Annotated in this window: 26 protein-coding genes; 17 read left to right on the top strand and 9 right to left on the bottom strand. The window is 67.5% G+C overall.

The genetic code is table 11. The features are described from left to right. Positions 1 to 289: 289 nt before the first annotated feature. Complete coding sequence (locus tag P3W85_RS41595; protein ID WP_017230792.1) at positions 290 to 688, top strand: DUF488 domain-containing protein; 399 nt, start codon at positions 290 to 292, stop codon at positions 686 to 688. A gap of 3 nt (positions 689 to 691) precedes the next feature. On the opposite strand, the gene P3W85_RS41590 is transcribed toward P3W85_RS41595, so the two are convergent. Then, on the bottom strand, positions 692 to 862 hold the full coding sequence (locus P3W85_RS41590; protein WP_276269108.1) for a hypothetical protein: 171 nt from the start codon (positions 860 to 862) through the stop codon (positions 692 to 694). Between the two features lie 232 nt (positions 863 to 1,094). Further along, positions 1,095 to 1,868: a GntR family transcriptional regulator gene (locus tag P3W85_RS41585; RefSeq protein ID WP_276269107.1), complete on the bottom strand. Its 774-nt coding sequence runs from the start codon at positions 1,866 to 1,868 to the stop codon at positions 1,095 to 1,097. Between the two features lie 298 nt (positions 1,869 to 2,166). Between P3W85_RS41585 and P3W85_RS41580 the strand changes: the two genes are divergently transcribed. The 3 genes from P3W85_RS41580 to P3W85_RS41570 all read left to right on the top strand — a co-directional run bounded on the left by P3W85_RS41580 (position 2,167) and on the right by P3W85_RS41570 (position 6,428). Then, the gene (locus P3W85_RS41580; RefSeq protein WP_276269106.1) at positions 2,167 to 3,414 is read left to right on the top strand and encodes a nucleoside recognition domain-containing protein; all 1,248 of its coding nucleotides are present in this window, start codon (positions 2,167 to 2,169) and stop codon (positions 3,412 to 3,414) included. Between the two features lie 519 nt (positions 3,415 to 3,933). Beyond that, complete coding sequence (locus P3W85_RS41575) at positions 3,934 to 6,057, top strand: FUSC family protein (protein ID WP_276269105.1); 2,124 nt, start codon at positions 3,934 to 3,936, stop codon at positions 6,055 to 6,057. Positions 6,058 to 6,149: 92 nt separating this feature from the next. After that, positions 6,150 to 6,428, top strand: coding sequence for a DUF1488 domain-containing protein (locus P3W85_RS41570; RefSeq protein ID WP_017224038.1), 279 nt, complete (start codon positions 6,150 to 6,152; stop codon positions 6,426 to 6,428). A gap of 78 nt (positions 6,429 to 6,506) precedes the next feature. Here the strand turns inward: P3W85_RS41570 and P3W85_RS41565 are convergent, their stop codons facing one another. Continuing rightward, a complete protein-coding gene (locus P3W85_RS41565) occupies positions 6,507 to 6,977 on the bottom strand; it encodes a universal stress protein (RefSeq protein WP_017224039.1) in 471 nt (156 codons plus the stop codon). Positions 6,978 to 7,110: 133 nt separating this feature from the next. Continuing rightward, positions 7,111 to 7,929, bottom strand: a complete 819-nt coding sequence (locus P3W85_RS41560; protein ID WP_276269104.1) for a L,D-transpeptidase — start codon at positions 7,927 to 7,929, stop codon at positions 7,111 to 7,113. A gap of 398 nt (positions 7,930 to 8,327) precedes the next feature. Here P3W85_RS41560 and P3W85_RS41555 point away from each other — a divergent pair, with 398 nt between their 5' ends. Next, positions 8,328 to 9,122 carry a DUF1835 domain-containing protein gene (locus P3W85_RS41555; RefSeq protein WP_017224041.1) on the top strand — a complete coding sequence of 265 codons (795 nt, stop codon included), beginning with the start codon at positions 8,328 to 8,330 and terminating at the stop codon, positions 9,120 to 9,122. Positions 9,123 to 9,134: 12 nt separating this feature from the next. Then, positions 9,135 to 9,773 (top strand): TetR/AcrR family transcriptional regulator, encoded by a 639-nt coding sequence (locus P3W85_RS41550; protein WP_017224042.1) that lies wholly within the window; start codon positions 9,135 to 9,137, stop codon positions 9,771 to 9,773. A 30-nt stretch (positions 9,774 to 9,803) separates the two neighbouring features. Here P3W85_RS41550 and kefC read toward each other — a convergent pair whose 3' ends face one another. Next, entirely contained in the window at positions 9,804 to 11,618 is a 1,815-nt protein-coding gene (kefC, locus tag P3W85_RS41545; RefSeq protein ID WP_276269103.1) for a glutathione-regulated potassium-efflux system protein KefC, read from the bottom strand. Positions 11,619 to 11,628: 10 nt separating this feature from the next. Beyond that, positions 11,629 to 12,186 carry an NAD(P)H-dependent oxidoreductase gene (locus P3W85_RS41540; protein ID WP_017224044.1) on the bottom strand — a complete coding sequence of 186 codons (558 nt, stop codon included), beginning with the start codon at positions 12,184 to 12,186 and terminating at the stop codon, positions 11,629 to 11,631. Between the two features lie 414 nt (positions 12,187 to 12,600). On the opposite strand from P3W85_RS41540, the gene P3W85_RS41535 reads away from it, so the two are divergent. After that, positions 12,601 to 13,299, top strand: coding sequence for a GNAT family N-acetyltransferase (locus P3W85_RS41535; RefSeq protein ID WP_017224045.1), 699 nt, complete (start codon positions 12,601 to 12,603; stop codon positions 13,297 to 13,299). Between the two features lie 83 nt (positions 13,300 to 13,382). Here P3W85_RS41535 and P3W85_RS41530 read toward each other — a convergent pair whose 3' ends face one another. From P3W85_RS41530 to P3W85_RS41520, 3 genes are all read right to left on the bottom strand, one after another. After that, positions 13,383 to 13,874, bottom strand: a complete 492-nt coding sequence (locus P3W85_RS41530) for an Lrp/AsnC family transcriptional regulator (protein WP_035805264.1) — start codon at positions 13,872 to 13,874, stop codon at positions 13,383 to 13,385. A 545-nt stretch (positions 13,875 to 14,419) separates the two neighbouring features. Beyond that, entirely contained in the window at positions 14,420 to 14,983 is a 564-nt protein-coding gene (locus P3W85_RS41525; protein WP_017224047.1) for an EF-hand domain-containing protein, read from the bottom strand. 168 nt (positions 14,984 to 15,151) lie between these two features. Continuing rightward, on the bottom strand, positions 15,152 to 15,772 hold the full coding sequence (locus P3W85_RS41520) for a type II secretion system protein N (protein WP_276269102.1): 621 nt from the start codon (positions 15,770 to 15,772) through the stop codon (positions 15,152 to 15,154). 272 nt (positions 15,773 to 16,044) lie between these two features. On the opposite strand from P3W85_RS41520, the gene gspG reads away from it, so the two are divergent. The 10 genes from gspG (at position 16,045) to gspE (ending at position 26,485) form a co-directional block, all read left to right on the top strand. Then, positions 16,045 to 16,512 (top strand): type II secretion system major pseudopilin GspG, encoded by a 468-nt coding sequence (gene gspG, locus P3W85_RS41515; RefSeq protein WP_035807222.1) that lies wholly within the window; start codon positions 16,045 to 16,047, stop codon positions 16,510 to 16,512. A 13-nt stretch (positions 16,513 to 16,525) separates the two neighbouring features. After that, on the top strand, positions 16,526 to 17,038 hold the full coding sequence (locus tag P3W85_RS41510; protein ID WP_017224926.1) for a GspH/FimT family pseudopilin: 513 nt from the start codon (positions 16,526 to 16,528) through the stop codon (positions 17,036 to 17,038). Then, positions 17,035 to 17,475 carry a type II secretion system minor pseudopilin GspI gene (gspI, locus tag P3W85_RS41505; RefSeq protein WP_017224927.1) on the top strand — a complete coding sequence of 147 codons (441 nt, stop codon included), beginning with the start codon at positions 17,035 to 17,037 and terminating at the stop codon, positions 17,473 to 17,475. The genes P3W85_RS41510 and gspI overlap by 4 nt, the downstream gene beginning before the upstream one ends. After that, entirely contained in the window at positions 17,453 to 18,169 is a 717-nt protein-coding gene (locus P3W85_RS41500; RefSeq protein WP_276269101.1) for a PulJ/GspJ family protein, read from the top strand. The genes gspI and P3W85_RS41500 overlap by 23 nt, the downstream gene beginning before the upstream one ends. Beyond that, positions 18,166 to 19,200 (top strand): type II secretion system minor pseudopilin GspK, encoded by a 1,035-nt coding sequence (gene gspK / locus P3W85_RS41495; RefSeq protein ID WP_276269100.1) that lies wholly within the window; start codon positions 18,166 to 18,168, stop codon positions 19,198 to 19,200. Before P3W85_RS41500 ends, gspK begins: the two co-directional genes overlap by 4 nt. A 376-nt stretch (positions 19,201 to 19,576) precedes the next feature. Next, positions 19,577 to 20,995, top strand: a complete 1,419-nt coding sequence (gspL, locus tag P3W85_RS41490; protein WP_276269099.1) for a type II secretion system protein GspL — start codon at positions 19,577 to 19,579, stop codon at positions 20,993 to 20,995. A gap of 23 nt (positions 20,996 to 21,018) precedes the next feature. After that, positions 21,019 to 21,636: a type II secretion system protein M gene (locus P3W85_RS41485; RefSeq protein WP_430869714.1), complete on the top strand. Its 618-nt coding sequence runs from the start codon at positions 21,019 to 21,021 to the stop codon at positions 21,634 to 21,636. After that, positions 21,636 to 22,466 carry a type II secretion system protein N gene (locus P3W85_RS41480; protein ID WP_276269097.1) on the top strand — a complete coding sequence of 277 codons (831 nt, stop codon included), beginning with the start codon at positions 21,636 to 21,638 and terminating at the stop codon, positions 22,464 to 22,466. The genes P3W85_RS41485 and P3W85_RS41480 overlap by 1 nt, the downstream gene beginning before the upstream one ends. A gap of 54 nt (positions 22,467 to 22,520) precedes the next feature. Further along, positions 22,521 to 24,938: a type II secretion system secretin GspD gene (gene gspD, locus P3W85_RS41475; protein ID WP_276269096.1), complete on the top strand. Its 2,418-nt coding sequence runs from the start codon at positions 22,521 to 22,523 to the stop codon at positions 24,936 to 24,938. Positions 24,939 to 24,946: 8 nt separating this feature from the next. After that, positions 24,947 to 26,485 (top strand): type II secretion system ATPase GspE, encoded by a 1,539-nt coding sequence (gspE, locus tag P3W85_RS41470; RefSeq protein WP_276269095.1) that lies wholly within the window; start codon positions 24,947 to 24,949, stop codon positions 26,483 to 26,485. Positions 26,486 to 26,492: the final 7 nt, after the last annotated feature.

Here is a 26,492-nt window from a genome sequence, read left to right as displayed (position 1 = left end):
GCCGGTCCTGGCAAGGCTTTTCGGGAATGATTTTGATGCAGCCAAAAAGTAACCTATAAGCCACACAAATCACGCATTAGCGGCAGATCCAGTGCATTCGGCAATCCCGGTCACCTGCATCGCCCAACCCTCGCTTCTGCCAACGACCTCTCCACATACGCAGGAACACCATCCCCGCAGGAGATCGCTCGCCAGCGACGGCTCCGTCGCTGCAATATATACGGACACGCGCGCCGGCGAGCCGGACACGTCCATGTTCTATCTATATATAAGGAAAGGAGGAGTTTGCATGAGCATCCGCATCGTCCGACTGGGCTCAGCCAGGGCGCCAAACGAAGGCATCCGTATCGGCACCGTACGCAGACCGCCGCGCGGCGTACCAAAGGCAGAATTCGCCACCCGTGACTTTTACGATGTGTGGTTTCCGAATCTATCGCCGTCCGCCGAGCTGGTCGCGGAGGCACTTGCCATACAAGGCGAAGGAAGCGAGAAAGCCTGGCGCGCGTTCGAGCGGCACTTTCGGGCAGAGATGGCCCGACCGGATGCGAGCCGGACGCTCGACCTGCTGGCCGCAATGTCCCGGCAGACGAATTTCTCGCTGGGCTGTTATTGCGAGCAGGAGGAGCGGTGCCACCGCTCTATCCTGCGCGCCTTGCTGGAGGCACGCGGGGCGGCAATCACTCCGTAGAGGTCAGACAGCCTTGTGCCCGCGCGCGCAGGAACGGCGAAACAAGGCGCGCAGGCCGGCCCACTGAACGGGAAGAAGCGGAGTGGAGCGGCGCACGGCGTCGCGCTGGGCGTAGTGGGTAAGCAACTGCTCACCAACCGACTGCCGGAAATAGGAAGGCGCCGGGTAGTCCATGGTCAATCCCGATTGTGGTTCAACAGGACTGTTAGTATACCGAATATTGGTGCACTGCGTCATACTGGGGCGGCATCCACCCCAATGCGGTGCAGAAACGAGCCTCGCGCCTGCGCTTCGGGCCTTGTGGAATAAGGCACAAAACCGAATCCGGCTATCGATCGCGGTACAAAGGGAAAAAGCGCGGTGTTCGTATACCAAATACCGCAACACGGCGATCGATGTGCACCGACTAGCCGGCGCTCACGGCGCTATTGCCGCGCTTGGCCGCATCGCCCGGCCCGTCGCCCTTCACCGCGCTGGCCTCGCCCGCGGCCATCTCTTCTGCCGCCTTTGCCGCACTATAGACGTGGCGGGTAGCCAGCAGCGCGGCCAGATCGGCATCGCCTGCAATAACTGCTTGCAGAATCTGCGCATGCTCTTCCCAGTTCTGCCGGGCGCGCGTCACATTCGCCGGAGCGAACAGCAAACCCGTGCGCTCCCGTAGCGTGCGCACCATATCCTGCAGCACGCTGTTGGCGGCGATATTGCCCAGCACTTCATGGAAGCGGGAATTCAGCTCGATAAAGCGGTCCGAACGACCGCTTGCCGCGGCCTCGGTGCCTTGGCGCAGCACTTCATTCAGCTCCGCGACCAAGGCTGGATCCCGGCGCTGGGCAGCCAGCTTGGCATTCAGACCTTCCAGCGTGGCCCGCACTTCGACCATTTCCTTCGCGATATTGGGCGATAGCGTTGCCACCGAAGCGCCTCGCCTCGGCTCGATGCGGACCAGACCCTCCGCAGCGAGCGCGCGCAGTGCTTCCCGCACCGGGATGCGTGACACACCCAGTTCCGTGGACAACTTGTTCTCGACCAGGCGGTCGCCCTGCTTGTACTGCCCGCCCAGGATGCGCTCTCGCAGGGTGTCTGTGACCAGCGCGAACAAGGGGGAGTGCTGGGCGCCAAGGCTGGCGCCGGGAGAGTCCGAACCAGGAAGAGCGTGTTCGGTACCAGTGGCGTCGGACATAGGTTCTGGCTTCAGTCGGCAAAAACGCCGTCTTCGGGCAAGGTGCGCGTACGCGCCTTCGCGGACGGTCATCAAGGAATCGGGAACCATCGCGCCATCCCGTAAGGATCTCGGGCGCAGCGGTATTGTCCGCATTGTATACCGACGAACCGCCGTTTTTGCGTAACACCGATCACCCGCGCCGGCTTCGTGTACCAGCAGCCCTGGCCTCCAGGCCAGCGGCAGTTCGAGCGACGGCTCACGCTATGATGCGAGGGCCCGCATCATCCCCGCCTCGAACCCCTCCCGCTATTCGCCGATGGCACTCAACCTGGTCTGGCTTTCTTTCTTCCTGCTCGCTTTCGTCGTCGCCTGCATCCGCCTGGCGATGGGAGATACCACTGTGTTTCCGGCGATGCTGGCAAGCCTGTTCGACAACGCACGCACGGCCTTCGAGATTTCCCTGGGCCTGGCAGGCGTGATGAGCCTGTGGCTCGGCATCATGCGGATTGGCGAACGCGCCGGCGTGGTCGACACCTTCGCACGCGCGGTCAATCCGCTGCTGCGCCACTTTTTCCCGGGCGTGCCGCAAGGGCATCCGGCGCAAGGGGCGATGATGATGAATGTGTCGGCAAATATGCTGGGGCTCGACAATGCCGCCACGCCGCTCGGGCTGAACGCCATGCGGGAGCTGCAGTCGCTGAATCCCAGCCCCGACACGGCTAGCAACGCGCAGATCATGTTCATTGTGCTGAATACGGCCGGCCTGACCCTGATCCCGACCTCGGTGATCGCGATGCGGCAGGCCATCGCCGTCAAGCAGGGGCTGGTCGGATTCAATGCGGCCGACATTTTCCTGCCCACCCTGCTCGCTACTTGCATCTCTTGCGTGGCGGGCTTGCTGGCGGTGGCGTGGGCGCAGCGGCTCAATCTGCTCAAGCCGGCGGTACTGGGCACACTCGGCCTGCTGTCGGCCACCGTCACAGCCCTCTTCCTGTGGCTGCGGCATGCGCCGCCTGAGCAGGTAAGCACTGCCACGGCACTGGCCGGCAGCGGCTTCATCCTGACCTTGATCGTAGTCTTCCTGGTTTGCGGCGCCGTGCGGGGCGTGAACGTCTACGATGCCTTTGTCGACGGAGCCAAGGAGGGCTTCGGCGTCGCGGTGCAGATCATTCCTTACCTGGTCGCCATCCTGGTGGCGATCGGGTTGTTCCGCGTCACCGGATGCATGGATGTCCTGATGAAATGCCTCACGGCTGGCTTCGCCTCGCTGGGACTCGACACTGCCTTCGTACCCGCACTGCCGGTGGGGCTGATGAAGATCCTGTCGGGCGCGGGCGCTCGCGGGCTGATGATCGACGTAATGACCACGTACGGCGTCGAGTCCTTCCAGGGCAAGCTGGCCGCCATCATCCAGGGATCGACCGAAACCACCTTCTACGTGCTGGCGGTGTATTTCGGCAGCGTCAATATCCGCAATACGCGGCATGCACTGGCCTGCGCCTTGTTCGCGGACCTGGCCGGCTTATGTGGCGCAGTAGCGATTGCCTACCTGTTCTTCCGCTGAAATGGGCGCGCCACACGCGATGAAAACGAGCCAGAGAAGCCAGAAGACCCCGCCTTCCGTGTATTGAACCGTTAAGGTGTTGCGCGCATGCAACATGTTTGTGAAGTCAGACACGCTTGGCCCACAAGCGGCTTGGTGCGTCGCAACAAATCATATATAGTGGAGTCTGTCTCCTCCACCACCTCGGTGGATTCCAACCCGCGCACGAAACTGCGCGGGTTTTTTTTGCCCGTTTTTTGCCGTTAACCTCGGTTTGCCATTGCTGGATTGGACTCCGGCCTGGCTGACGGGCACTCGTCGCGGTCGCACCAAAGGGGCTCCATTCACGCACCAGAGGAACGCGCGACTGCACCGAGGCGGGGTGAAACGCGGATTTTTCCGCGTTATGTTGCATCGCAGCATCCGATCCCGTAGAGTCAGCCCATCCCGGCGCCTAGTACGAAAAATCCATGCTTCGGGCGCCCACCCTCTTTTTTCGACATGATTTCCGCGCTGCGCTTGCCCCGCCCCGACGCACTGATGCTACAGCGAGGCCTGGTCTACGCTTTCTCGTTCCTGGCCCTGGCCAGCATGGGATGGCTTACCGGGCAGCCGGGGTATCTGTGGGCAGCAACCGCATCGATCTGGACTTGCCTGGCCGACCGCCGCGGCACTGCCGGCGAGCGCCTGGCCGCGCTGGGCTCGGTGGGTATCGGGGGCGCTGCGGCCTGCGCCCTGGGTGCGGCCGTGGCTACCACGCCATGGGCCGCGCTGGCGGTCGTGCTGGTGGCTGGAATGGCCGCCGGCCTGGCGGAAACGCGGGGGAATGTCGCCGCCCTGTCGGCCAAGCTGCTCTATGTGGTACTGATCGCCGCGTGCCTGCAACCGGCTGGAGACGCCACGCTGGCCATGCGCATCCTTGCGAGCAGCCAGGAGTTCCTGCTTGGCGGCGTTTTTGCCTGCCTGCTGAGCCTGGCCCTGATTCCTTCCGAGCGCGACGCGCGCCCACGCGCTGAAATCCTGTCGGTGTTCGACGCATTGCTGCGCTTCGCCACCGCATTGGCCGGCACCGACGCCGTGGACGACGCCACCGCCAGCAAGCGCGAGATCCGGGAGCGTATCGAGGCTGCGCGCCAGGCAATCCATGCGAGGCACAGCCTGCGCGACCCGCTGGGCCTGATGCACTATGCCTATGTGGTGAGCCTGGCCGATGCAATGTTCGCATTGCTGATCGTCACCGCGGAGCTGCGCAGCCGCGCCGACGGCATGTCCGCCAGCCGGAGCGATGGCATGGAAGAGAACGACAACCACTCGGCTCGGAAGCTGCCGCTGCATCACTTGCAACGCTGCGTTGCCGATATCCGGGTCCAGGTTGGCGAGGCACTGGCGCATCATGCCCCGGACCTGCCGTCGCTTTGCGCGGCTCTGGCCCATGAGTTGCGGCGTCTGCACGCACCCCTGGCCAATGCAGACGCACCGGCTTTGTACCAGGCCGCCCTGGGCACCCTGGCACGGTATCCGGGCTTCAGCGACTGGCGCAGCGAACACCGCTGGCCACGCCGCTCCTTCCGGCAGACATGGCAGCGCTGGCGTGCCGCCATGTCCGAGCACGCCGCACGCGACGCCCGCGTGGCCCGCCATGCGGTGCGGCTCGCACTGGCGGGCAGTCTGAGCCTGATGCCAGCGCAACTATGGAAGGTAGACCACGGTTATTGGGTCGCGGTCACCGTCATCATGGTGCTGAGCCCCCAACTGCAGACCACGCGCAGCATTTCGTTCCAGCGCTTCGCCGGCTCGCTGGCCGGCGCCCTGCTGGCGTGCGCAATCGGCCTGGCCCACCCGCCCGCACCGTTCGCGCTGGCGATCAGCGCGGCCTGCCTGGCCGCGGCCTATATCGGCCGCCTGGCCGGCAGCCCCGGCGCCTTTGCCCTGTGCCTGACGCCGGCCGTGATCCTGTTCTCCTGGGTTGGCGCGCCGGCAGCGAACAGCAGCCACTTTGCCGCGCTGCGCGGCATCGATACGGCACTGGGCTGCCTGATCGCCCTGGCTAGCTATTATGTGCTGGCACCGCGCGCCGAACTGTCGCGCGTCTACCGCCATAGCCTGGACGCGGTCGCGGCGAACGCGGTCTATCTGCGGGCGGCTTTTGCCGGCGCCGGTGCGTTCACGGCCTCGCCAACCCGCTCACCGGCTCCCACGCCTGCGCGAATGGAGACGCTGCGGGTAGCGGCCGGACGCACCTCGACCCGTGCCGAGCACACTTTGCAACAAGGCACCGCAGAACTGGCGCCGGAGCTGGCTGCGGAGTATGTCCAGCTGCACCTGACCGTGCGGCGCATGGCCGCGCTGGCGGGCCTGGTACGCGCCGGACTTGCGGCCGAGGCGGACACGGGCCTGCCGGCCCCTGCCACGTTGGCGGTACTGCAGGCCCTGGCGGCGCTGCTATCCGAGCTGGCCACGCACCCTGGCGCCAGCGCCGTGGCGGCCAGCCCGGGCGAGCCGTATGCCGAGGCCGCCTCGCCATTGGACAGGTTCCTGGCCGAACAGGCTGCCTTTGCCACCGCCCAGGCCGGCACGGCCCACGCCGCCGTGGCCTCGATACGCCGGCTGGCCGCCGGCCAGCGCAAGGCCGCCAGCCACCGCCGCTTGCCGCAGCCCGGTTGAGCGGCGTCAATGGCAAGGCGTCCAGCGGCTTCACGGATCGGCGCGATCACCTAGAATGGTGTCATCCCTCAGCGACCGGTGTGAGGCACGCCATGCCCGAAATCTCCTTTCCCCGCAGCGTTCCCACCTATTGCGCGGCCAGCCTGACCCTGTCCTGCCCTGCCACCGTCAACGGCGAACCAACGCTGTATTCGATTACGGCAGAGGCGCTCGAAACGCATTTCGGTGCCATGTCGACGCGCAAGGAAGACCTGGTGCGAGCGTTCACCAGCCACCGGCAGCGCATCGAGCGCATTGCCGAAGACCTGTTCGAGCTGACCCAGGCGCGTGAAATCCTGCTGCGCAGCGGCCATATCCGCTTCGCCGCCTGAACGCCGCCAAGTGCGCGCAGGACTGGATGCCAGGAGCCCGGCAGCCGTGCTCTCGCAAACCTGCGCCGCCCACCGGGATCAAGCTTCCATTGCCTTCCCGCGTACCAGCAGCACCGGTACGCTGGCTTGGCGAAGCACGGATTCGGCCACGCTGCCCAGCACCAGCCTGCGCACGCCGCGCCGACCATGGGTGCCGATCACGATCAGGTCCGCGCCCCAATCGCTCACGACTTCATTGACGGATCCGGCTATATCGCCCGCCACGGTCTGCTGCCTGACCAGCCGCGTCTGATGACGCACGCCTTGCGCGGCAAGCCGCTGCGCGGCCTTGGCCAGAGCCCGCTCACCACTGTCGGCCAGGGCCTGCAGCACCGGTGTCGGGTCGTAGTAGCCGGCATCGAACAGGATCTGGCCGTTATCAACAACATACAGGGCGAGCACTTCCGCGTCGCCGGGACCGGCGACCCGGATTGCCTCGGTCAGCGCCAGGTCGGACGTTGCGCTGCCATCCACCGCCACCACGATCTTCTTGTATGCCGCATCCGTCATTGCTGTTTGCTCCAGGGAAAACAGGGATAGTGACGGAAGCGCCATTGCTATCCGCCAGCATCGATACTACTCGCCTCAGCGCAAAGTTGCCGCTACGCTACTTCCCCCAGCGCTGCGGGAGCAGCACGCCGGATCACTGGGACAGCGGGGAGTCCGGAGCGCGCGCACCCGAGTCGACGATTACCAGGTAGCGGCCCGGCCGGGCCACGGGGGTGCGATCACGCGCAAGGATCCAGAGCGAGTCGCCGCGTCCGGCCGCGGCCAGATAATCCGCATCGATCAGACCGTAGTGGTCGAGCAGGCGGTTGAGCGTGGCTGGAATCCGCACGCACCCCTTGGAAGCCGGGCGGCCGAGGCGCGGCTCCAGCCGGGCGGGGTCGGTTGCGTGCATCTGCAGGCGCATCTGGCTCTCCCCGCCCTTGCCCCAGCCACGCCGGGCATCGACCCAGCCGAAGTCATAGACGCGCATGCCGCTGACGCCATAGCCGCGGATCCCGTTCTCGTTGTAGGTACCTTCGGCACGGAAATCGAGGTTCTCCATGCTGTGGGCGAACACGCCGACAGGCGTGATGAAGTGGTTGAATGCCCCTGGCTTGCCCGTCGATACGGGGGTGGCGCCGACCCATTGCCAGGGTGCGCGCTCATCGGTTCGCGCGAACAGCATGGCCGCCTGGACGCGCGGGTTGCGGTCAACCAGCACCGCCCAGTCGCCGGCGTCTGCTTCCTGGCCGCCGGCCTGCAGCGCCGAGGCCAGCAGATCGGCGTACCGCGTGGCGACGGCGGCCGGCAGGCTCAGATGGCGGGATACCTGCCGCACAAAGGCTTGCCGGACCATGCTGAGTTCATTGGCCGCGGCAAGCGGCACCTGGATTGCGGACAGCGCCAATAGCGCGAAGATGGCAAGCCGGCGCCCCCCCCGGGCGCCGGCACGCCCAAGGCGAGCATGCGGCATGATTGCCTCCATTCATAACGCCCCACGACTGGGCGACTGCCTTTCCGAGCGATGGAAAGGGCGTCGCGCAGTGATCCATCGGGATCCATTCCCGCGCGAACCGCACCAGGGCGGGCGAGCTATCCGGCCACCCTGCCCGGTTCAGGCAGGGAGCCTCTTTCTATATAAGACCGCGAATATGCCGACAATTTCCTCTCGCCATGCGGCGCCGGGTCTGCGGCAAGCGCTGCCGCTCGCCGAAGCGCCATGGGGCCTTGGGAGAACATTACAATGGAAGCGCTCCCAAGGGCTCGCAGCATGGACGGAACGCGCACGACGCAGTCCGGTGGATGAGCCGCTCCGCCACGGCCCCTGCGTTTGAGGCCTGAGGCCCTTCGCATCCATATACAATCACGCCCATGCAATACATCCATGTCGTCAACGGTGACGTAGCGGGCAACACGCTGCGACAAGCCCTCGCCCAGGCCGCCCGGCCCGACCCGGTCGTCGTGCTGCGCGACGATCTCGCCGTCGGGCCGCTTGCCGACGTCGACAGCAGCGGACTCATCCGCTCCGGCTTCTGGCAGCGCGTGGCGCCCCACAGCGATATCGACTTCGCCGCCGAAATGCACCAGGCGCTCGACCAGCTGCACGGGCTGCGCAAGGACGAACTGGAGGTCGCCATCTGGCATGGCCAGAGCGCATCCGACCAGCTGATGCTGCGCCGGGTGGTATTCCACCTCTACCAGTCGCCCCAGCGCATCAACGAAGTCGCCATGGATCTGCGCGAGCTGGAAGTCCCCGCGCGCGGCAATCTGGCTGCCATCGGCATGTACCCCGCGGCCCGCCTGGCGCGCCGCTTCTCCACCATCGCACCGGTCTCGGTACTGCGTCTGGGCCGCCTGGGCTACGAGTGGCAGCAGAACGTCAAGGAGAACGCCGACGTGCGCTTGTGGAAAGGCAATACGCTGGTGCCCGCGGCCTATCACACGGTGGATGAAGTGATCCTGGAACGCGCCCCGCTGGAGTGGGCGCCAGCCGCGCAGGTGGTGGGCGCTGTGATGGGCGCGATCGAGGGCCTGCTGGCCAGCGACTGGTTCGTGTTCTGGCGCTGTCGGGAACTGATCGGCGCCGGCCAGCTCGTGCTGCGCGGCAATGCCGATTCGCTGCAGACCTGCGAGCTGCGCCGCAACCTGGCCTCCGGCGGCGAATAGGCGAACGTCTACATGGCCCGAACCAAGGCACCCGATTTCGAGGCACAGCGCGAGCAGATCCTGGAACTGGCCGCCGCCGCCTTCGCCGCGAGCAGTTATCCAAGTACCTCGATGGCCGACCTGGCCGCCGCCTGCGGCACCTCCAAGGCCCGCCTCTATCACTACTACGAGAGCAAGGAAGCGATCCTGTTCGACCTGCTCGACCGCTACACGCGCCGGCTGATGCTGATCGTGACGGAGGTCGAAGCCGAGGCCGAGCGCCAGGGCCACAGCGAGGTGGACAGCTTCGCCAACCTGATCCGTGCCTTCCTGGCCGAGTACGAAACCTCGCAAACCCGGCACGTCGCCCTCATCAACGACGTCAAGTTCCTGGCCGAAGAGCAGCGCGACCAGATCCTCAAGCGCGAGCGCGACGTGGTGGCCGCCTTCTCGCGCCAGCTGCGCCGCGCCTATCCGGAACGCGTCACCCACGACAACCAGGCTGCGCTGACCATGACCGTGTTCGGCATGATCAACTGGACTTTCACCTGGCTCAAGCCGGGCGGCAAGCTGTCCTACGCGGACTTCGCCGAGATGGTGATCGACCTGCTCGCGGGCGGGCTGCCGGGGGCGCGTGCCGGCGTCGCGGTACCGCCGCGCGATGCCGCATAGCGCCGGCGATCGGCGCTGAGGCGCTGGGGATCAGGACCAGTCCTCCTCTTCCCGCCGGCGGCGCTGGTCCCGGTCCTGGCGGAACATCTCCTCCAGCTCGTCGCGCGCCTGGCGCGCCAGCGAGACCAGCTTCTTCTGGTCGGTGTAGTGCGGGTAGAAACGCTCGATCGCCGCGATGTTGTGGCGGCGGAACCTGAGCGCCACCGAGCGCGCCTGGACCGGGTCGTAGCCCAGCCCTTCCAGCACGCGCCGTCCCAGCAACAGCGAACCTTCGAACACTTCACGCTCGAACAGATGCACGCCGCGGTCCTTGAGCTGGTAGACGTGCGACACATGGCGGGCCCGCGCGTAGATCTCCAGGTGCGGGAAGCGCGCGCGCACGCAGTCGATCAGTGCCAGGCTGTCTTCCATGCCATCGATAGCCACCACCAGGATGCGGGCGCGCTCGGCACCGGCGGACTCCAGCAGGTCCATGCGCGTGGCGTCGCCGTAGAAGACCTTGAAGTCGTACTTGCGCAGGAACTCGATCTGGTCAGGGTCATGGTCCAGCACGGTGACGCCGATGCCCTGGGCATATAGCAGCCGGCCGATGATCTGGCCGAAGCGGCCAAAACCAGCGATCAGCACGGGGTTGTCCTGTGACGCGATCACGTCGTCCGGCCGCCGCGCCAGCCGGGCCAGCCGTGGCGCCACCAGGCGGTCATAGGCGAGCAGGAGCAGCGGCGTGGCCACCATCGAGAGCGCTACCACCAGCACCAGCAGGGCCTGGGTACGCTCCGGCAGCAATCCCGCGCCGCCCGCCACGCCGAACACCACGAAGGCAAATTCGCCGCCCTGCGAAATCAGCAGCGCGAACAGCAGCCATTGGCCCCGCGCAATGCCGAAGCGCGGCGCCAGCACGGCCAGCGTCACGGTCTTCAGCAGCACGAAGCCCACCACCAGGGCGGCGACCTGCACCGGCGCCTGCATCAGCACGCCGAAGTCGATCGACATCCCGACCGCCATGAAGAAGAGACCCAGCAGCAAGCCCTTGAATGGCTCCAGGTCGGCCTCGAGCGCATGGCGATACTCGGAGTCGGCCAGCAGCACGCCGGCCAGGAAGGTACCCAGCGCCATCGACAGCCCAACCGCATCCATCATCAAGGCGATGCCCACCACCAGCAACAGCGCGAAGGCCGTGAACATCTCGCGCATATCGGTGCGGGCGATAAAGCGCAACGCGGGGCGGACCAGGTAGCGCCCGCCCACCACCACGGCGCCGATCACGCCGACCGCCTTGGCCGCCCCAAGCCAGCCCGCCGCGCCATGCGGCCCTGCCTCCGCGCCTCCGGCCGCCAGCAAGGGCAGCAACGCGATCATCGGAATCGCGGCGACGTCCTGGAACAGCAGGATGCCGAAGCCGGCGGCACCCGCGGGCGTGCCGAACAGGTTGCGCTCGGACAGCGTGGCCAGCGCGATCGCGGTAGACGAGAGCGCCAGGCCGAGGCCTGCCACCAGCGCCACTTGCCAGGGTGCCCCGACCAGCACAGCGGCACCGCCGATCAGCAAGGCGCAGGCAGCCATCTGCGCGCCGCCGTAGCCAAATATCACGCGGCGCAGCTCCCACAGTTTCTTGGGCTCCAGTTCCAGGCCGATCACAAACATCATCAGCACCACGCCGAACTCGGAAAAGTGCAGGATGGATTCGACGTTGGTGACCAGCCGCAGGGCCCAGGGCCCGATCGCCACGCCGGCCAGCAAATAACCGAGCACCGCGCCCAGGCCGAAGCGGCGCGCCACCGGCACCGCCACCACGGCCGCGACCAGGAAGACCACCAGGGCCACCAGGAAATCGTGTTGTTCCATGGCCGGCCCCTCAGCTTGCGGCAGCGCCCGCGGCGCCGCTCAGCACACCGGAAACCCGGCCGATATGGTCAGCCAGGGCCTGGGCATCGACCTGGTCGGCGTCATGCAGCACCAGGGGCGGCAGCCAGCTCATCCCGCACAGCACGGCAGTCTGCGCCAGCGGCAGCATGTACTCCTCGATCGTGTGGCCATGCGTACCGTCGGGTCCGTAGGAGTCCGCGTGGCCGCCGGTGCTGGCCACCACCAGCAGGGACTTGCCCCGTAACGCCGTGCCGCCAGGGCCGTAGGCCCAGCCGCTCTCAAGGACTTCGTCCACCCACAGCTTGAGCAGGGCCGGCATGCTGTACCACTGCACCGGAAACTGCAGCACCAGTGTGCCCGCCCGCGCCAGCGCGAGCTGCTCCGCGACGACATCGATGTCGTAGTCGGTATAGCTACGGTACAGATCGCGGACGGTTACATGGGGCAGCGCTTCCAGCGCCGACGCCAGTGGACGGTTGACCCGGGACAGGTGCGGCCTGGGATGGGCATAGATGACGAGAATCGGGGGCTCTGCCTTGGGGTCCACGAAAAATCCTGAAAAAAATCCTGTGGGAAGAAGGCACGAGGCCAAAAAGAACTTCAAAAATCACATTTTGATGTGAGCAATTGCCCGCCCATACGCCCACGCAAATGGGCAAGAGCGAGACCAACGGCAGCCGCATGCTTTGCCGCGTTGCAGCAAACCCACACCCCAAGCCGTCGCGGCCAGCGACAAATCGGCGCTAACCCATTGATTTTGCTAAGCTAACACGGAATTTACAAAATGCCACAAGGTTCTGCCAGCCCCAACCTTACGCCGAACTGACAATTCCACTACAATACTTTCTGCAATGCAGCAAGATAGTGTTTGCCCTTGCCCCTCTCAGGGAACGCCGAAAGTGCATGGGCGAACACCCGTTGAGTGCTATTTTTATACTTGAATACATCGTAAGGAATCAAAGTGAATCCGCTCGAACTGAGCAAGGCCGTCGGGGCCGTATCCGACGAAGATCTCCGCCGTGCAGCCGCAGCCGCGCAAGCCTCGCATCGCCCCACCACCCTGGTGCGCGAGTTGGCAGCGCATCATCGCTCGCGTCTGCTGAAGCATTTCCTCGCCCTGGGCGAGGAGGATCGCCTGCTCCGTTTTGGCCAGTCCGTCGGCGATCACGTGATCGAAGCCTACGTCGACAGCATTGATTTCGACCACGACACCGTATTCGGCGTCTACGACGAACACCTGGTACTGATCGGCGTGGGCCACTTCGCCAACCTGCGCGACAACACGCAGGGCCGCGTGGCCGAATTCGGCGTTTCCGTGTCGCAGAGCGCCCGTGGCCGCGGCATCGGCAGTGCGCTGTTCGAGCGTGCGGCCATGCATGGCCGCAACAGCAACGTGCGCACCCTGTACATGCACTGCCTGTCGCGCAATTCGGCCATGATGCACATCGCCAAGAAGGCCGGCATGAAAGTCCAGTACGCCTATGGCGAGGCCGATGCCTACCTGGAACTGCCGCCCGCGGATACCGTCAGCCGGTTGACCGAGGCACTCGACGAGCAGGTAGCCGACCTCGACTATATGCTGCGCCGCAATCTGCGCGACGCCCGCCGTTTCGGCCTGCGCTTCTGGCGCTCGATGCTGCCGCAGAAGGGTACCGCCTGACCCGCGGCCCCTGCGGCACCGACAGGCATCGCAAGCATGGCGCGCCCGCCCGGCGCGCCATTTTCATATGCGGGCTGTAGTCCTCAGCCTTCCGCCACCGGCAGCGCGGTGGTGTCCTTGATGCTTTCGAGGGCGAAGCTCGAGCGCACGTCGATCACCGCCGGGTGGGCCAGCAGATGGTCCTTCATGAAGCGCGCGAAGTGCTCCATGTCTTCCACGTACACCTTGAGCAGCAGGTCCATCTCGCCCGTCATGGCGTGGCAGGCCGCCACCTCGGGCCAGATCGCAATGGAGGCGCGGAACAGGTCCAGCGGCGCCTTGCCCTTGGGCGCGCCGCCGTGTTTCTCCAGCCGCACATTGATATAGGCCAGCAAACCCAGCCCGATCTTTCCCGGCTCCAGCAGCGCCGCATACTGGCGGATCACGCCAATCTCCTCCAACCGGCGAATGCGCCGCAGGCAGGGGCTGGGCGACAGGTTCACGCGCTCGGCCACCTCCAGGTTGGTCAACCTCCCGTTGGTCTGCAGCACCTCCAGGATCTTCCTGTCGATCTTGTCCAGCTCCACCTTGCTCACGATATTGTTGCTCCGCAATATGTTTGTCGGCAATTTTTTTGCGCAAATTTAGCAAACCGTGCACAAGTACGCAATTTTTTATGGTGTGCGGGTCATCCACCCTGCCCGCTCCTCCCTCCGGCCCCCTTCGCCACGGGCGGCGGGCTCGAATACACGGTACCCTCCGCCATCGCCCACGAGCGCCGTCCGGAAGCAGGATGCCGCCGCTGCCCGCCGCCGTGCCCTGGAACCGGGCGCGCGGGCTCCGGCCACAGCAGCGGCCGGATGGTGCAGAGCATGCCGGCCATCAAGGGTGTTGTCGATTCGCTGGCCCATCTGGTCGCCGTTAGGAAGGCAAGGATGGTGCCAAGTCCGCCGGTATGAGCAATGCCGGTATCCCGGCCTGGTCTTCCAGGCGCTCGCCCGGCGCAAGGGCTGCCGGGGCTTCGGCTAACACTGCCTCGAGATCAAGGCGCCTTTCGGTTCGGGAACGCAAAAAAACGCGGCCATACGGGCCGCGTTTTCTACATCCTGACCTCGATGGCGCAACGGCGCCCCGGTGCTCCTCAGCCGCCGCGGCTGGAAGGCGCCCCTGGCATGGCCTGGCCGTCGCGGTGCATCCGCTGCTCGTGCATCTTCATCATGCCGGCACGGATCTCGTCCATGGTCAGCTTGCCGTCGTGGTTGGTGTCCAGTTCGTCGAAATGCTTGGCCAGGCGAGGCATGGCCGCCTGCACTTCCTCCTTGGTCAGCGCGCCGTCGCCGTTCTTGTCGGCGGCCTTGAAGCGGGCTTCGAAGCGAGCCTGCATCTCGGCGCGGCGCTGTTCCATCATCGTCTTGCGGAAAGCGGCCAGTTCCGCCTTGTCGAGCTTGCCGTCGTGATTGGTGTCGATACGCTTGAACAAGGCGTCATACTCGGCCTTGGTGATGACACCGTCGTGGTTGGTATCCATCATCTTGAACCACATACCGCCGTGCTCGTGCCCATGCCACTTATGTTGATCCATGCCGGACTGCGGCGCCGGTGCCGGATCAGCGGCCTGGGCGAAAGCCGTGCCGCCGACTGCCAGGAACACCGCCGAAGCGGCCAGGAACTTCCGGATCGCACGTGTCTTGAGGGTGGCTTGCATGTCTTTGCTCCTTTTTCGTCTCAGTGGACTGGTAAGGATTAGAACGCAGGCCTGGCTGGAAAGTTGGTCTGGCTAATACGTTGTTACGCGGCTCACAGTTAGGGACGGCGGGCGTAAACCACTGAAAGCAACCGTAAGTGACCCCCTACGCCGCGCTACACGCCGGCGTCAGTCCTTGGCGGACATAGGCTCATGGGAGGCGCCACCGACCGGCTGGGATAACGGTTCGGACTGGGATTGCGGCGGCGGCGCCGGTACGGGTACGGCCGGCACCGGCATCGGCGTGGATAGCGGCGCAGCGGCGCCGGCAGGCAACGCCGGCGCAGCCGCAGCCGCGCCGGCGACGGCAATGGCCGGAACCGGCAGCGCGATCTCCTGGCGCACGCCGTTGCGTTCGATCACCACGCCGCGGTCACGGATCTCCGTCAAACGGATCTGGGGCGACAGCGCGGTCCCCGCGCGCACCGCCTTGGGGGGACCGCCGTCCAGCGAGACAATGGCTGCGCCGGCGCCGCTGCCGATGTCGGCGACCACGCCGATCAGTTGCACGTCGCGCACGCCGGACTGCACGTTACCGCCAAACAGCGTGCCGGCGGCGCCGGTCTCCACGGCCTCGGTCTGCGCCACGCGCGCCGTGCCGGGCAAGGGGATGGTCTTCATCGCGCTGAAGGCCAGCACCCAGCGGGTCGCAAGCGCGCACAGGGCGACGAACAGCAGGAGTCCGGCCAGTCGCGGCAGCCAGAGGCCAGAGAGATTGAAGCGAAGGGCAGGCCGCAAGGATAGTTGCACGAAGGTAGCTGCTGGGCATCAAAACGCCAAGCCTACCAGAGCCACATGACAACTGTCTGCCCCTCGCAAGCCGACGCGGCACGGGGCCGGTGCCCGAGAGGGCGGCACCCCGCCGCCGCCCCGGCAGCCGGATGCGGGTGAACATGCAGGCACCCGCTCACGAAGCCGTCATGAAGTGGCGGTTATACTGTTTGACCGACTGGATCGCCGCCCCGTGTACGACGAGCAGGAACGGCGGGCGATCCGCCAGATATTCCATAAGGCTAACCATGATGCGTAGGATCGTTGCCAACTTCTCCGACTCTTCCCGCCGCCTCGGCCGCCGCAGCGCCCGCGGCTTTACCCTGATCGAAATCATGGTCGTGATCGTGATCCTTGGCGTGCTGGCCGCGCTGGTGGTCCCGAAGATCATGAGCCGACCCGATGAAGCCCGCATCGTCGCCGCACGCCAGGACATCTCCTCCATCATGCAGGCGCTCAAGCTCTACCGTCTCGACAACAGCCGCTATCCCACCACCGAGCAGGGCCTCGCCGCGCTGGTGGCCAAGCCCACCACCGAGCCGATTCCCAACAACTGGAAGGGCGGTGGTTACCTGGAAAAACTGCCCAAGGATCCCTGGGGCCATCCCTACCAGTACCTGAACCCGGGCGTGCGCGGCGAGATCGACGTGTTCAGCTTTGGCGCAGACGGCCAGGCCGGCGGCACCGGCAACGACGCCGATATCGGCAACTGGGAATAAGGAACCATCGGCAATGCTGGCCGGGCGCGCAACCATCGACACCTGGCCGCAGGCGCGGCCACGCGCGCCCGGCAGCCGCGGCTTTACCCTGCTGGAACTGCTGGTGGTGATGGTGATCGCCGGCATCGTGATCTCGCTGGTGGCCGTCAATGCCTCCCCCAATGAGCGTGGCCGCGTACTGGATGACGGGCAACGCATCGCGCGGCTCTTCGAGCTGGCGCAGGAGGAGGCCCAGTTGCGGGCCCGGCCGATCGCCTGGGAGGCCGACGCCGGCGGCTGGCGCTTCCTGGAAGGCACGCCCGCCGGCTGGACCGCCCTGACCCGCGATGTATTCGCCCCCACCCGCTGGCGCCTGCAACTCGACAGCGTGGCGGTGACCGAAGGCGGAAGCGGCAACAAGGGCGCGCGCCTGGTGTTCGGGCGCGAACCGATCGACGGCCCCCAGCGCGTGGTGCTGGTGCGCGGCGACATCCGCGTCGACGTGACCGGCGACGGCTCCGGCCGCTACTTCGCCAGCATGCAATGAGGTTGCACCTGCCATTGCGCCGGCGTTCCCCCCGCGCACCCTCCCCATCGCCGCGCCAGGCCGCGCGCGGCTTCACGCTGATCGAAGTGCTGGTCGCCCTGACCATCCTGGCCGTGGCGCTGACCGCCGCCATGCGCGCGATGGGATCGATGATCGAGGCGGGATCCGCCCTGCAGACCCGCATGCTGGCCGAGTGGAGCGCCGAGAACCATCTCTCCACGCTGCGCCTGTCCAAGACCTGGCCCGAACCGGGCACGCGCGGCTACGCCTGTCCGCAAGGCGGCATCGAGCTGTATTGCGAAGAATCCGTGTCGAGCACGCCCAATCCCTCTTTCCGCCGCGTCGAGATTGCGGTCTACCCGTCCGGCGCCGACAAATCCGTGCGCCTGGCCTGGCTCGTCACCATCGTTCCCAATGAAACGCGCAACCTGCTCTGAACGGCCTTGCAACGCCGTCGCCACGCGCGGCTTCACGTTGCTGGAAATGCTGGTGGCCATCACCTTGCTCGCGGTGATCGCCGTGATCGCGTGGCGCGGGCTGGATGCGATGATACGCGGCCGGGAGCGCCTGACCGACCACGATAGCCGCCTCAACACACTGAAGCTGCTATATGGCCAGTTCCAGGCCGACTGCGAACATCTCTCCAGCCCGGCGCTGCTGCAGCGCAGCCCTGTCGAGCTCGGCAACGGCCAGTTGCTGATGGTGCGCGACCGCCGCGACGAGGGCCGCCCGACGCAGTGGCAAGTGGTCGCCTACCGTCTCGACGGCAATACCGTGGTACGCGCGGCCAGCCCGCCGGCCGACAACCGTAGCGCCGTGCAGGCAGCCTTGATCACGCTGCGCCAGCCCGACAGCGGCGGCAACCTGGCGCGGGCGCTGGTCGGCGATGCCCAGAGCCTGTCGGCGCGCACCTGGATCGAGCCCGGCGGCTGGCAGACCGAGAACGGCCGCATCGCCGCCATCCTGCTCAGCGGCAATGCCAGCGCCAGCGCGGCGGCAGCCTCGGGGGCCAGCGCGAGCCTCGGCGTGGCCACCACGGCCGTGCGCGCGATCGAGCTGACCCTGACGGCGCGCATGGGCGACGGCGATACGCCGCGGCGCTTCCAGAAAATCTGCATGACCGGCCTATGAGCAGCAAGCACCCTGCCACCCGCCACGCCTTGCGTGCACCCAGGCGCCGCCGCCAGCGCGGTGCCGCCGTGGTGACCGCGCTCCTGGTGGTGACGCTGGCCGTGGTCGTGGTCTCCGGCATGCTGTGGCGCCAGCAGGTACAGATCCGCTCGATCGAGAACCAGCGCCTGCTGGCCCAGGCGGCCTGGATCGAACGCGCCGCGGTGGACTGGGCCCGCCTGATCCTGCGTGACGACCAGCGCCGCACCAGCGTGGACCAGCTGGGCGAGCCCTGGGCCGTACCGATCGCCGAGACCCGCCTGTCCGACTTCCTCGGCGCCGCGCTGCGTACCGACCAGGATGGCGAGACCTCCTTCCTGTCGGGCCGCATCCTCGACGCGCAGGCCCGCTTCAACCTCACCAACCTCGTGCTGTGGACCGCCAGCGAATCGCAGGGCCGGATCGCCACCGTCGATACCGCCAGCCTGGAGGTCTATCGCCGCCTGCTGCAGACGCTGGGCCTGAACGCAGCGCTGGCCGACCCGACCGCGCGCTACCTTGTCAGCGCGGCCGGCGGCGGCAGCGACAGCCAGCGCGGGCTGCGCGCGCCGGATGACACACGCGATCTGCTCGCCATCCCGGGCTACACGCCGGAAATCGTGGAGATCCTCACCCCCTTTGTCGACGTGTTGCCCGAGCGCACCCTGGTCAATGCCAATACCGCCGACGCGGAAGTGCTGGCGGCGGTGATCGACAAACTGCCGCTGGACCGCGCCCGCGAACTGGTGCGCCAGCGCGACCGCGCCTATTTCAACAACGTGGGCGACGTGCAGACGCAACTGCGCACGCTGGCGCCGCAGGCCGACCCCAACACCGCCACCGGCACGCTCGACGTACGCAGCCATTACTTCCTGATCTACGGGCTGATCCGCCACGAGCGCGCCAGCCGCATGCAGGTCTCGCTGGTCTACCGTGGCGAAGTGCTGGGCAACGCCAACACCACCCGGGTGGTGTGGGTACGCGACATCGACCGCATGCCCCAGCAGCGCTAGCCCGCAACCCCTCGCCGGACTGGCTGCGCCGGCTGGCGGGATTTGGGATGATGCTGCCGGATCGCCCCGGGGGATACGGGTAAAGTCTGGCGGGTAACGGAAGCCCTCGACGACCCGCAAACGTCTCCCCGCGGGCATCGCGGGCGTTTGAGACTCAGCTTCAGACAGATACGTATTGACGCCATTTCGTCACACAGGCAAGGTATGCTCCGGCCCGGCGGAAGCGGTAGTCCAAGGACCCGCGCGCCCGCCTGTCCTGGCCACCGGCCGTTTTGCAGCCGGCGTCTGTCATGCATGCGGCGCGGTCCGCTGCACAGGTCACCCGCCTCCCGCTATCGTTCATTGACGCCGTAGTTGGCGCTGTAGCAAGGAAACCTTGAGCACCACCCTGTACGTCCGCCTGCCGCACCGGCCACATGACCAGCCTCAACCCTGGCATTTCGGCGCCCTGCCGTTTGCGCTGGTGCGCACGGCCGTCGCCGACCGCGACCGCCGGCATGGCCCGCAGGCGGCCCCCCAGCTGTTGCGCGAAGGCCACGCCCCGATCGCCGAACTGCCCGCCGCCGAGCGCCTGGTCCTGATCATGGCAGCCAGCGACGTGCTGCTGACCGGCGCCGTGGTGCCGCCGCTGGCGCCGGCACGGCTCAAGCTCGCGCTGCCGAACCTGGTCGAGGACGTGCTCGCCACCGACGCCCAGCCCTGTCACATCGCCGTGGGTCCCGCCCTCGATGCGCTGCCGGGCAAAGCCGCCGCCGCTTCCCGCCGGCGCTTGCTGATGGTGGCCGACCGCGCCTGGCTGCGCGCCGTGCTGGACGCCTTCGCCGAACATCGGCACCGCCGCCGCCATGTGCTGCCGGCGCAGTTATGCCTGCCGCTGCCTCAAGCCGCGGCGCCCTCGGCGCTGGCGGGCACCGCCGCCGCCGGCACCGATGCGCCCGCCGCATCGGACACGGACATGGCCGCCATGGCGGCCCTGGCACTGGAAGCCGCCACCCCGACAGCGTCCCCCCTGTTTGAAGCGGAGGGCGTACCGGCGCCGGCCGGACTGCCCGGCTACTGGCAGTTGACCGTGCGCAGCGGCGAGCACGCCGGTTATGGCCTGCTGCTCGGCGACGATGCGCTCAAGGCCTGGCAAGGACTCGCCCCCGCCGGCGACTGGTACGCCTCGCCGGCGGCGATGACGCAGGCGGCGCCCCAGGGTGCGCGCCCGCTCGACTGGCAGGTGTGGATCGACGGTGCGCAGGCCACCCTGCGCGACCCCTCGCTCGACCTGGCGCAATTCGAATTCGCCCAGGGCCGGGCCGATCGCTGGAACCTGGCGGCGTGGCGCCTGCCGCTGGCGCTGGCGGCGGCCCTGCTCGTGGTGCAGCTGATCGGCATGAACGTCCACTGGCTGATGCTGCGCCAGGAAGAAAAACGCCTGGTGGCCGGACAGGAACAGACGCTGCGCAGCGCCTTTCCTCAGATCCCTGTGGTGATCGACCCGCCACTGCAGATGCAACGCCAGGTCGACCAGCTTCGCCTGGCCAGCGGGCGCAGCACGCCGGACGACTTCCTGCCGCTGGCGGACCGCTTCGGCCAGGCCGCGCACCAGCTCGCGCCGGACGCGCTGCTCGCGCTCGAATACCGTGGCCGCACCCTGTTCGCCACCCTCAAGCCCGGCACCGACACCGACGCGCTGCGTAACGCGGCGCGCCAATCGGGGCTGGCGATGGAAGAAGACAAGAGCCCGCCCGACGCCTCGCGCGGCAATGCACCAGCCGGCACGCGCTGGTCGATCAAGCCCAGCCTGTAAGCGCGGACCGCCAAGTGAACCTGATGAAAAACACCGCCTCGAAGCCCGGCCCCGGCGCCTCCCAGCGCAGCCCGGGTGGCCGCGCGCGCGCCTTCGACCGGCTGGCGCGCCTGCGGCCGCGGGTGCCGCGGCGCTGGCAGGAGCGCTTCGATGCGTTCTGGTCGGCGCGCAACCCGCGCGAACAGGCCATCCTGGCCGGTGGCGGCGCCATGCTGGCGCTGGTGATCGGCTACACCGTCCTGTGGGAACCCGCCGCCGACGGCCGCGCCAGGCTGCAACGCAGCCTGCCGCAGTTGCGCACCGACCTGGCCGCCATGGAAACGCTGGCGCAGGAAGCGCGTGGCCTGGCTGCCAGCCCGGCCCCGTCGCTACGCGGCGAGGCGCTGACGCAGGCGCTGCAGGAAAGCCTCGCCCAGCACGGCCTCAAGCCCACGCGCCTGGCAGGCACCGGCGACAACAGCGTGCAGCTCCAGCTCGACAAGGTGCCGTTCGGCGCGGTGGCAGCCTGGCTGCAGGACGTGCGCCAGCAGCAGCGCCTCAAGGTGATCGAGACCCGCATCGTCTACGTGGGCGCCACCGCCATGGTCAATGTCACAGCCACCCTGCAAGGTCCCGGCAACAGCCCGGGCGGGCGCGGCTGATGGCACGCCTGGAAGCCCTCCGGCTGGTCCGCCGCCGCAGCGCCCGCCCTGGTGGCGGCTGGCGGCGCCTGGGCTGGATTGCGCTCGGCGGCGTCACCGTGGCATTGACGATGCTGGCGGCCTTTCCCGCGGCATGGATCGCGGACGGCATCGCCAGCCAGAGCCAGCGCCGCGTGCTTCTGGCCGATGCCGATGGCTCCCTGTGGAACGGCAGCGCCACCCTCGCCCTGTCGGCCGGCGCGGGCAGCGAGACGGCCACCGTGCTGCCCGGCCGGCTGCAATGGTCGGTGGCGTTCTGGCCGTTGCTGACCGGCACCCTGCGCGTGGTCGTCACGCACTCGGAGGCCATGAGCGGCCCGGTAGCCCTGGCGGTGACACCGCTCGGCTGGACCGTGCAGGCTGGCGCCATCCGCCTGCCCGCGTCCCTGCTCGAGGGCGTCGGCGCGCCGTTCAATACCTTGCGGCCCGACGGACTGATGCGCATCGACTGGTCCGCGCTGCAAGGCCGCTTCTTCGGCCGGGCCGGGGAACCGGGCGCTGCCGGCCCGAACGGGCACCTGACGCTGCGCCTCGACCAGATTTCATCGGCCGTCAGCCGGCTGCGCCCGCTTGGCAGCTACCGTGCCGAGATCGACTGGACCGGAGCCGAGGGCAAGCTGGAACTGACCACCCTCGCGGGGCCGCTGCATCTGCAAGGCAGCGGCACCCTGGGCCGCCAGGCGCGCTTCGAGGGCACGGCCAACGCCGACCCCGACGCCGCCACGCAATTGGTAGGCCTGTTGAGCCTGCTGGGACGACGTGAGGACAATGTGACACGGCTGCGCTTCTGACCCCGGCGGCCGGTGCAACCCCTTTGCGCCGCCGCCCGCAGCCCCGGACCGAATATGAAAACCCAAGCCCTTCGACCTTCGCTCAAGACCCGCTGCGCCCGCGCCACCGCGCTGCTGTGCGGCCTCTCCCTGCTGGCGCCGGCGCCGCTATGGGCCCAGCAACCGAGCCAGCCTGCGGCTCGCCCCGGCCAGCCGCCCGACCTGACCCCGCGCAACCGGGACCAGGTCGTGCTCAACTTCGTCAATGCCGATCTCGATTCGGTGGTGAAGGCGGTGGGTCAGGCCACCGGCAAGAACTTCGTGATCGATCCGCGCGTCAAGGGCACGGTGAACCTGGTGACCGAGCAGCCGGTGTCGCGCTCGCAGGCGCTGGAGACACTGGGCTCGGTGCTGCGCATGCAGGGCTACGCGATGGTCGAGAGCAATGGCTTCACCAAAGTGGTGCCGGAAGCCGACGCCAAGCTGCAAGGCTCCCCGATCGTGATCGGGGAGGGCCGGTCGCGCGGCGACCAGGTGGTGACGCAGGTGTTCCGTCTCAACTACGAGTCGGCCAACAACCTGGTGCCGGTGCTGCGGCCGATGATCGCGCCCAACAACACCATCACCGCCTATCCCGGCAACAACACGCTGGTCATCACCGACTACGCCGAGAACCTGCAGCGCATGGCGCGCATCATCGCCGCCATCGATGCGCCCGCCACCGGCGAGATCGAACTGGTGCCGCTCAAGAACGCCATCGCCAGCGATACCGCGCAGGTGCTGCAAAAGCTGCTGGACCCGGGTGCTGCCGGTGGCGCCGGTGGCGGCGCGGCCGGCGTCGATGCCAGCCTGCGTACCACGGTGGTGGCAGAACCGCGCAGCAATTCGCTGATGATCCGGGCCTCCAGCCGGGCGCGCCTGCAGCAGGCCCGCCAGCTGATCGAGCGGCTCGACCAGCCCTACGCGCGGCCGGGCAATATCTGGGTGGTGCCGCTGAAAAACGCCGAAGCCACCAAGCTGGCACAGACGCTGCGCGCCATCGTGGCAGCCGACAGCTCCTTCAACACCAGCCAGGCCGGCACACCGGGCGCCGCCGGCGCCACCGGCAACACCGGGCTGCTCAACACATCGACGCCGACCAGCGGCCAGTACACGGGTGGCACCACCGGCACCTCGCGCAGCGGCTCGGGCTCAGGCTTCGGCGCGGGCGGCGGCTCGGCCTTCTCGAACTCGTTCGCCGCCAACACGCTGCCGACCACGGGCGGCATCATCCAGGCGGACCCCGCCACCAACTCGCTGATCATCACGGCCAGCGAGCCCGTCTACCGCAACCTGCGCGCGGTGATCGAAGACCTCGACGCGCGCCGTGCCCAGGTCTATATCGAATCGATGATCGTGGAAGTGTCTTCCACCCAGACCGGCCAGCTCGGCATCCAGTGGCAAGGCCTGCTCAAATCGACCAGCAGCAACACCAACGTCTTTGCGGGCACCAATTTCGGCACCGGTGGCCAGAACATCATCAACCTGACCGGCGCCGCCGCCGCCATCGCAAAAGATGGCACCGGGGCCATTTCCTCGGTCGCCTCGCTGGTGCCGGATGTGGCCGGCCTGAACCTCGGCATCGTCAACCGGGCCGTCGGCCTGGGCGCGCTGCTGCACGCGCTTGGCAGCGACGGCAGCGTCAACCTGCTGTCCACCCCGAACCTGATCACGCTGGAGAACGAGGAAGCCAAGATCCTGATCGGCCAGAACATCCCGGTCACCACCGGCTCCTACGCGCAAACCGGCGGCGCCGCGTCGGTCACGCCGTTCCAGACCTTCGACCGCAAGGACGTCGGTATCACGCTGCGGGTCAAGCCGCAGATCACCGACGGTGGCCTGGTCAAGATGCAGATCTACCAGGAGTCGTCGTCCGTGGTGCAAGGCACCGCCAGCCTGACCCAGGGCCCGACCACCAATGTGCGCTCGATCGAGACCAATGTGCTGGTGGACGACGGCCAGATCATTGTGCTGGGCGGCCTGATCGAAGACACCTACGGCGACGGCGTGCAGAAGGTACCGGGGCTGGGCGACCTGCCGCTGATCGGCGGCCTGTTCCGCTACGAGAACAAGAACCGCGGCAAGACCAACCTGCTGGTGTTCCTGCGCCCCTATGTCATGCGCACCGCCGGCGCCACCGACCGCCTGACGCAGGACCGCTACGACTATATGCGCACCCTGCAGCAAGGATTCACCTCGCCCAACATGATGGTGCGCGACACCAACACGCCGGTGCTGCCGCCGGCGGAAGCACCGGTGTCGCCCTTCGTCGACCCGCGCTCGCGCGGCCCGGTGCCGAGCCCGTTACCGCTGGAACAGACGCTGCCGCAAACGCAGCAGCAGCAGCAGCAGCAGCAAAGGCAGCCCCAGGCACGGTCGGGCAACGGCACGCCGCTGCCGCCGGGCGTCAGCCTCGGCAATGCAGCGGTGGACGCCGTCCGCCCGGTGAACTGAGACAGGCCATGGCAACGAGCATCGTCCCTGCCGCAGCGTCCGACGACGCGCTGGAGCCGCCCTCGACCATGGCCGCGCGACTGGTCACCTACGGCTTCGCACGCGAGGCCCGCCTGCTGATCGCGCACCAGCGCCCCGATGGCCTGGAAGTGTGGGTCAGCCGCGCCACCTCGCCCGCGGCGCTGGCCGAAGTGGCGCGCGTGCATGGGCCGCTGCGGCTGCGCGTGCTGGAACCCGAGGCACTCGAACTCGCCATGTCCGAGGCCTACAACCGCCAGGACAGCGGCAGCGCAGCGCAGGTGGTCGGCGAAGTGGAAGGCGAGGTCGACCTGTCGCGGCTGATGCAGGATATCCCCGCGGTGGAAGACCTGCTGGAATCCGAGGACGACGCGCCCATCATCCGCATGATCAATGCGCTGCTCACGCAGGCCGCGCGCGAGGGCGCTTCCGATATCCACATCGAGCCCTTCGAGACGTCCTCGGTGGTGCGCTTCCGCGTCGATGGCACGCTGCGCGACGTGGTGCGCCCGAAGAAGGCGCTGCACGGCGCGCTGATCTCCCGTATCAAGATCATGGCTCAGCTCGACATCGCGGAAAAGCGCCTGCCGCAGGACGGCCGCATCACGCTGCGCGTGGGCGGACGCCCGGTGGACGTGCGCGTCTCCACGCTGCCCACCGGCCACGGCGAGCGCGCGGTGCTGCGTCTGCTCGACAAGGAAGCCGGCCGCCTCGACCTGGCCAAGCTCGGCATGGCGCCGGGCACGCTGGGCGGCTTCGATCACCTGATCCGCCAGCCGCACGGCATCGTGCTGGTGACCGGGCCGACCGGCTCGGGCAAGACCACCACGCTGTACGCCGCGCTGTCGCGGCTCGATTCGCGCACCACCAACATCATGACGGTGGAGGACCCGATCGAGTACGATCTGGACGGCATCGGCCAGACCCAGGTCAACCCGCGCATCGACATGACCTTCGGCAAGGCGCTGCGGGCCATCCTGCGCCAGGATCCGGACGTGGTGATGATCGGCGAAATCCGCGACCTCGAAACCGCGCAGATCGCGGTGCAGGCCTCGCTGACCGGCCACCTGGTGCTGGCCACGCTGCACACCAACGATTCCGCCTCGGCCGTGACGCGGCTGGTCGACATGGGCATCGAGCCCTTCCTGCTGTCGTCGTCGCTGCTCGGCGTGCTGGCGCAGCGGCTGGTGCGCCGGCTGTGCCAGCACTGCAAGCGCGAGGAAGTGATCGAAGTCACGCCCGAGGAAGCCGGCGCGCTGCTGGCGCAAGGCAAGCCGCTGCAGCGCGTGTGGCATGCGGCAGGCTGCGACAAATGCGGCCACTCGGGCTACCAGGGCCGCATGGGCGTGTACGAGCTGCTGACCGTGGATGACGAGATCCGCACCATGATCCACCGCCAGTCGGCCGAATCGGAGATCAAGAAGGTGGCGCTGGCGCGCGGCATGCACACCATGCGCGGCGATGCGCAGCGCTGGATCGACTCCGGCGCCACGGCGCTGGAAGAAGTCCTGCGCGTCACGCGCGACTGAAGGCGAG

This window comes from Cupriavidus basilensis (genome assembly GCF_029335485.1).
Taxonomy (GTDB): Bacteria; Pseudomonadota; Gammaproteobacteria; order Burkholderiales; family Burkholderiaceae; genus Cupriavidus; species Cupriavidus basilensis_E.
The sequence above is the reverse complement of the archived record's forward strand: the minus strand, read 5'-3'. Positions and strand labels throughout refer to the sequence as shown.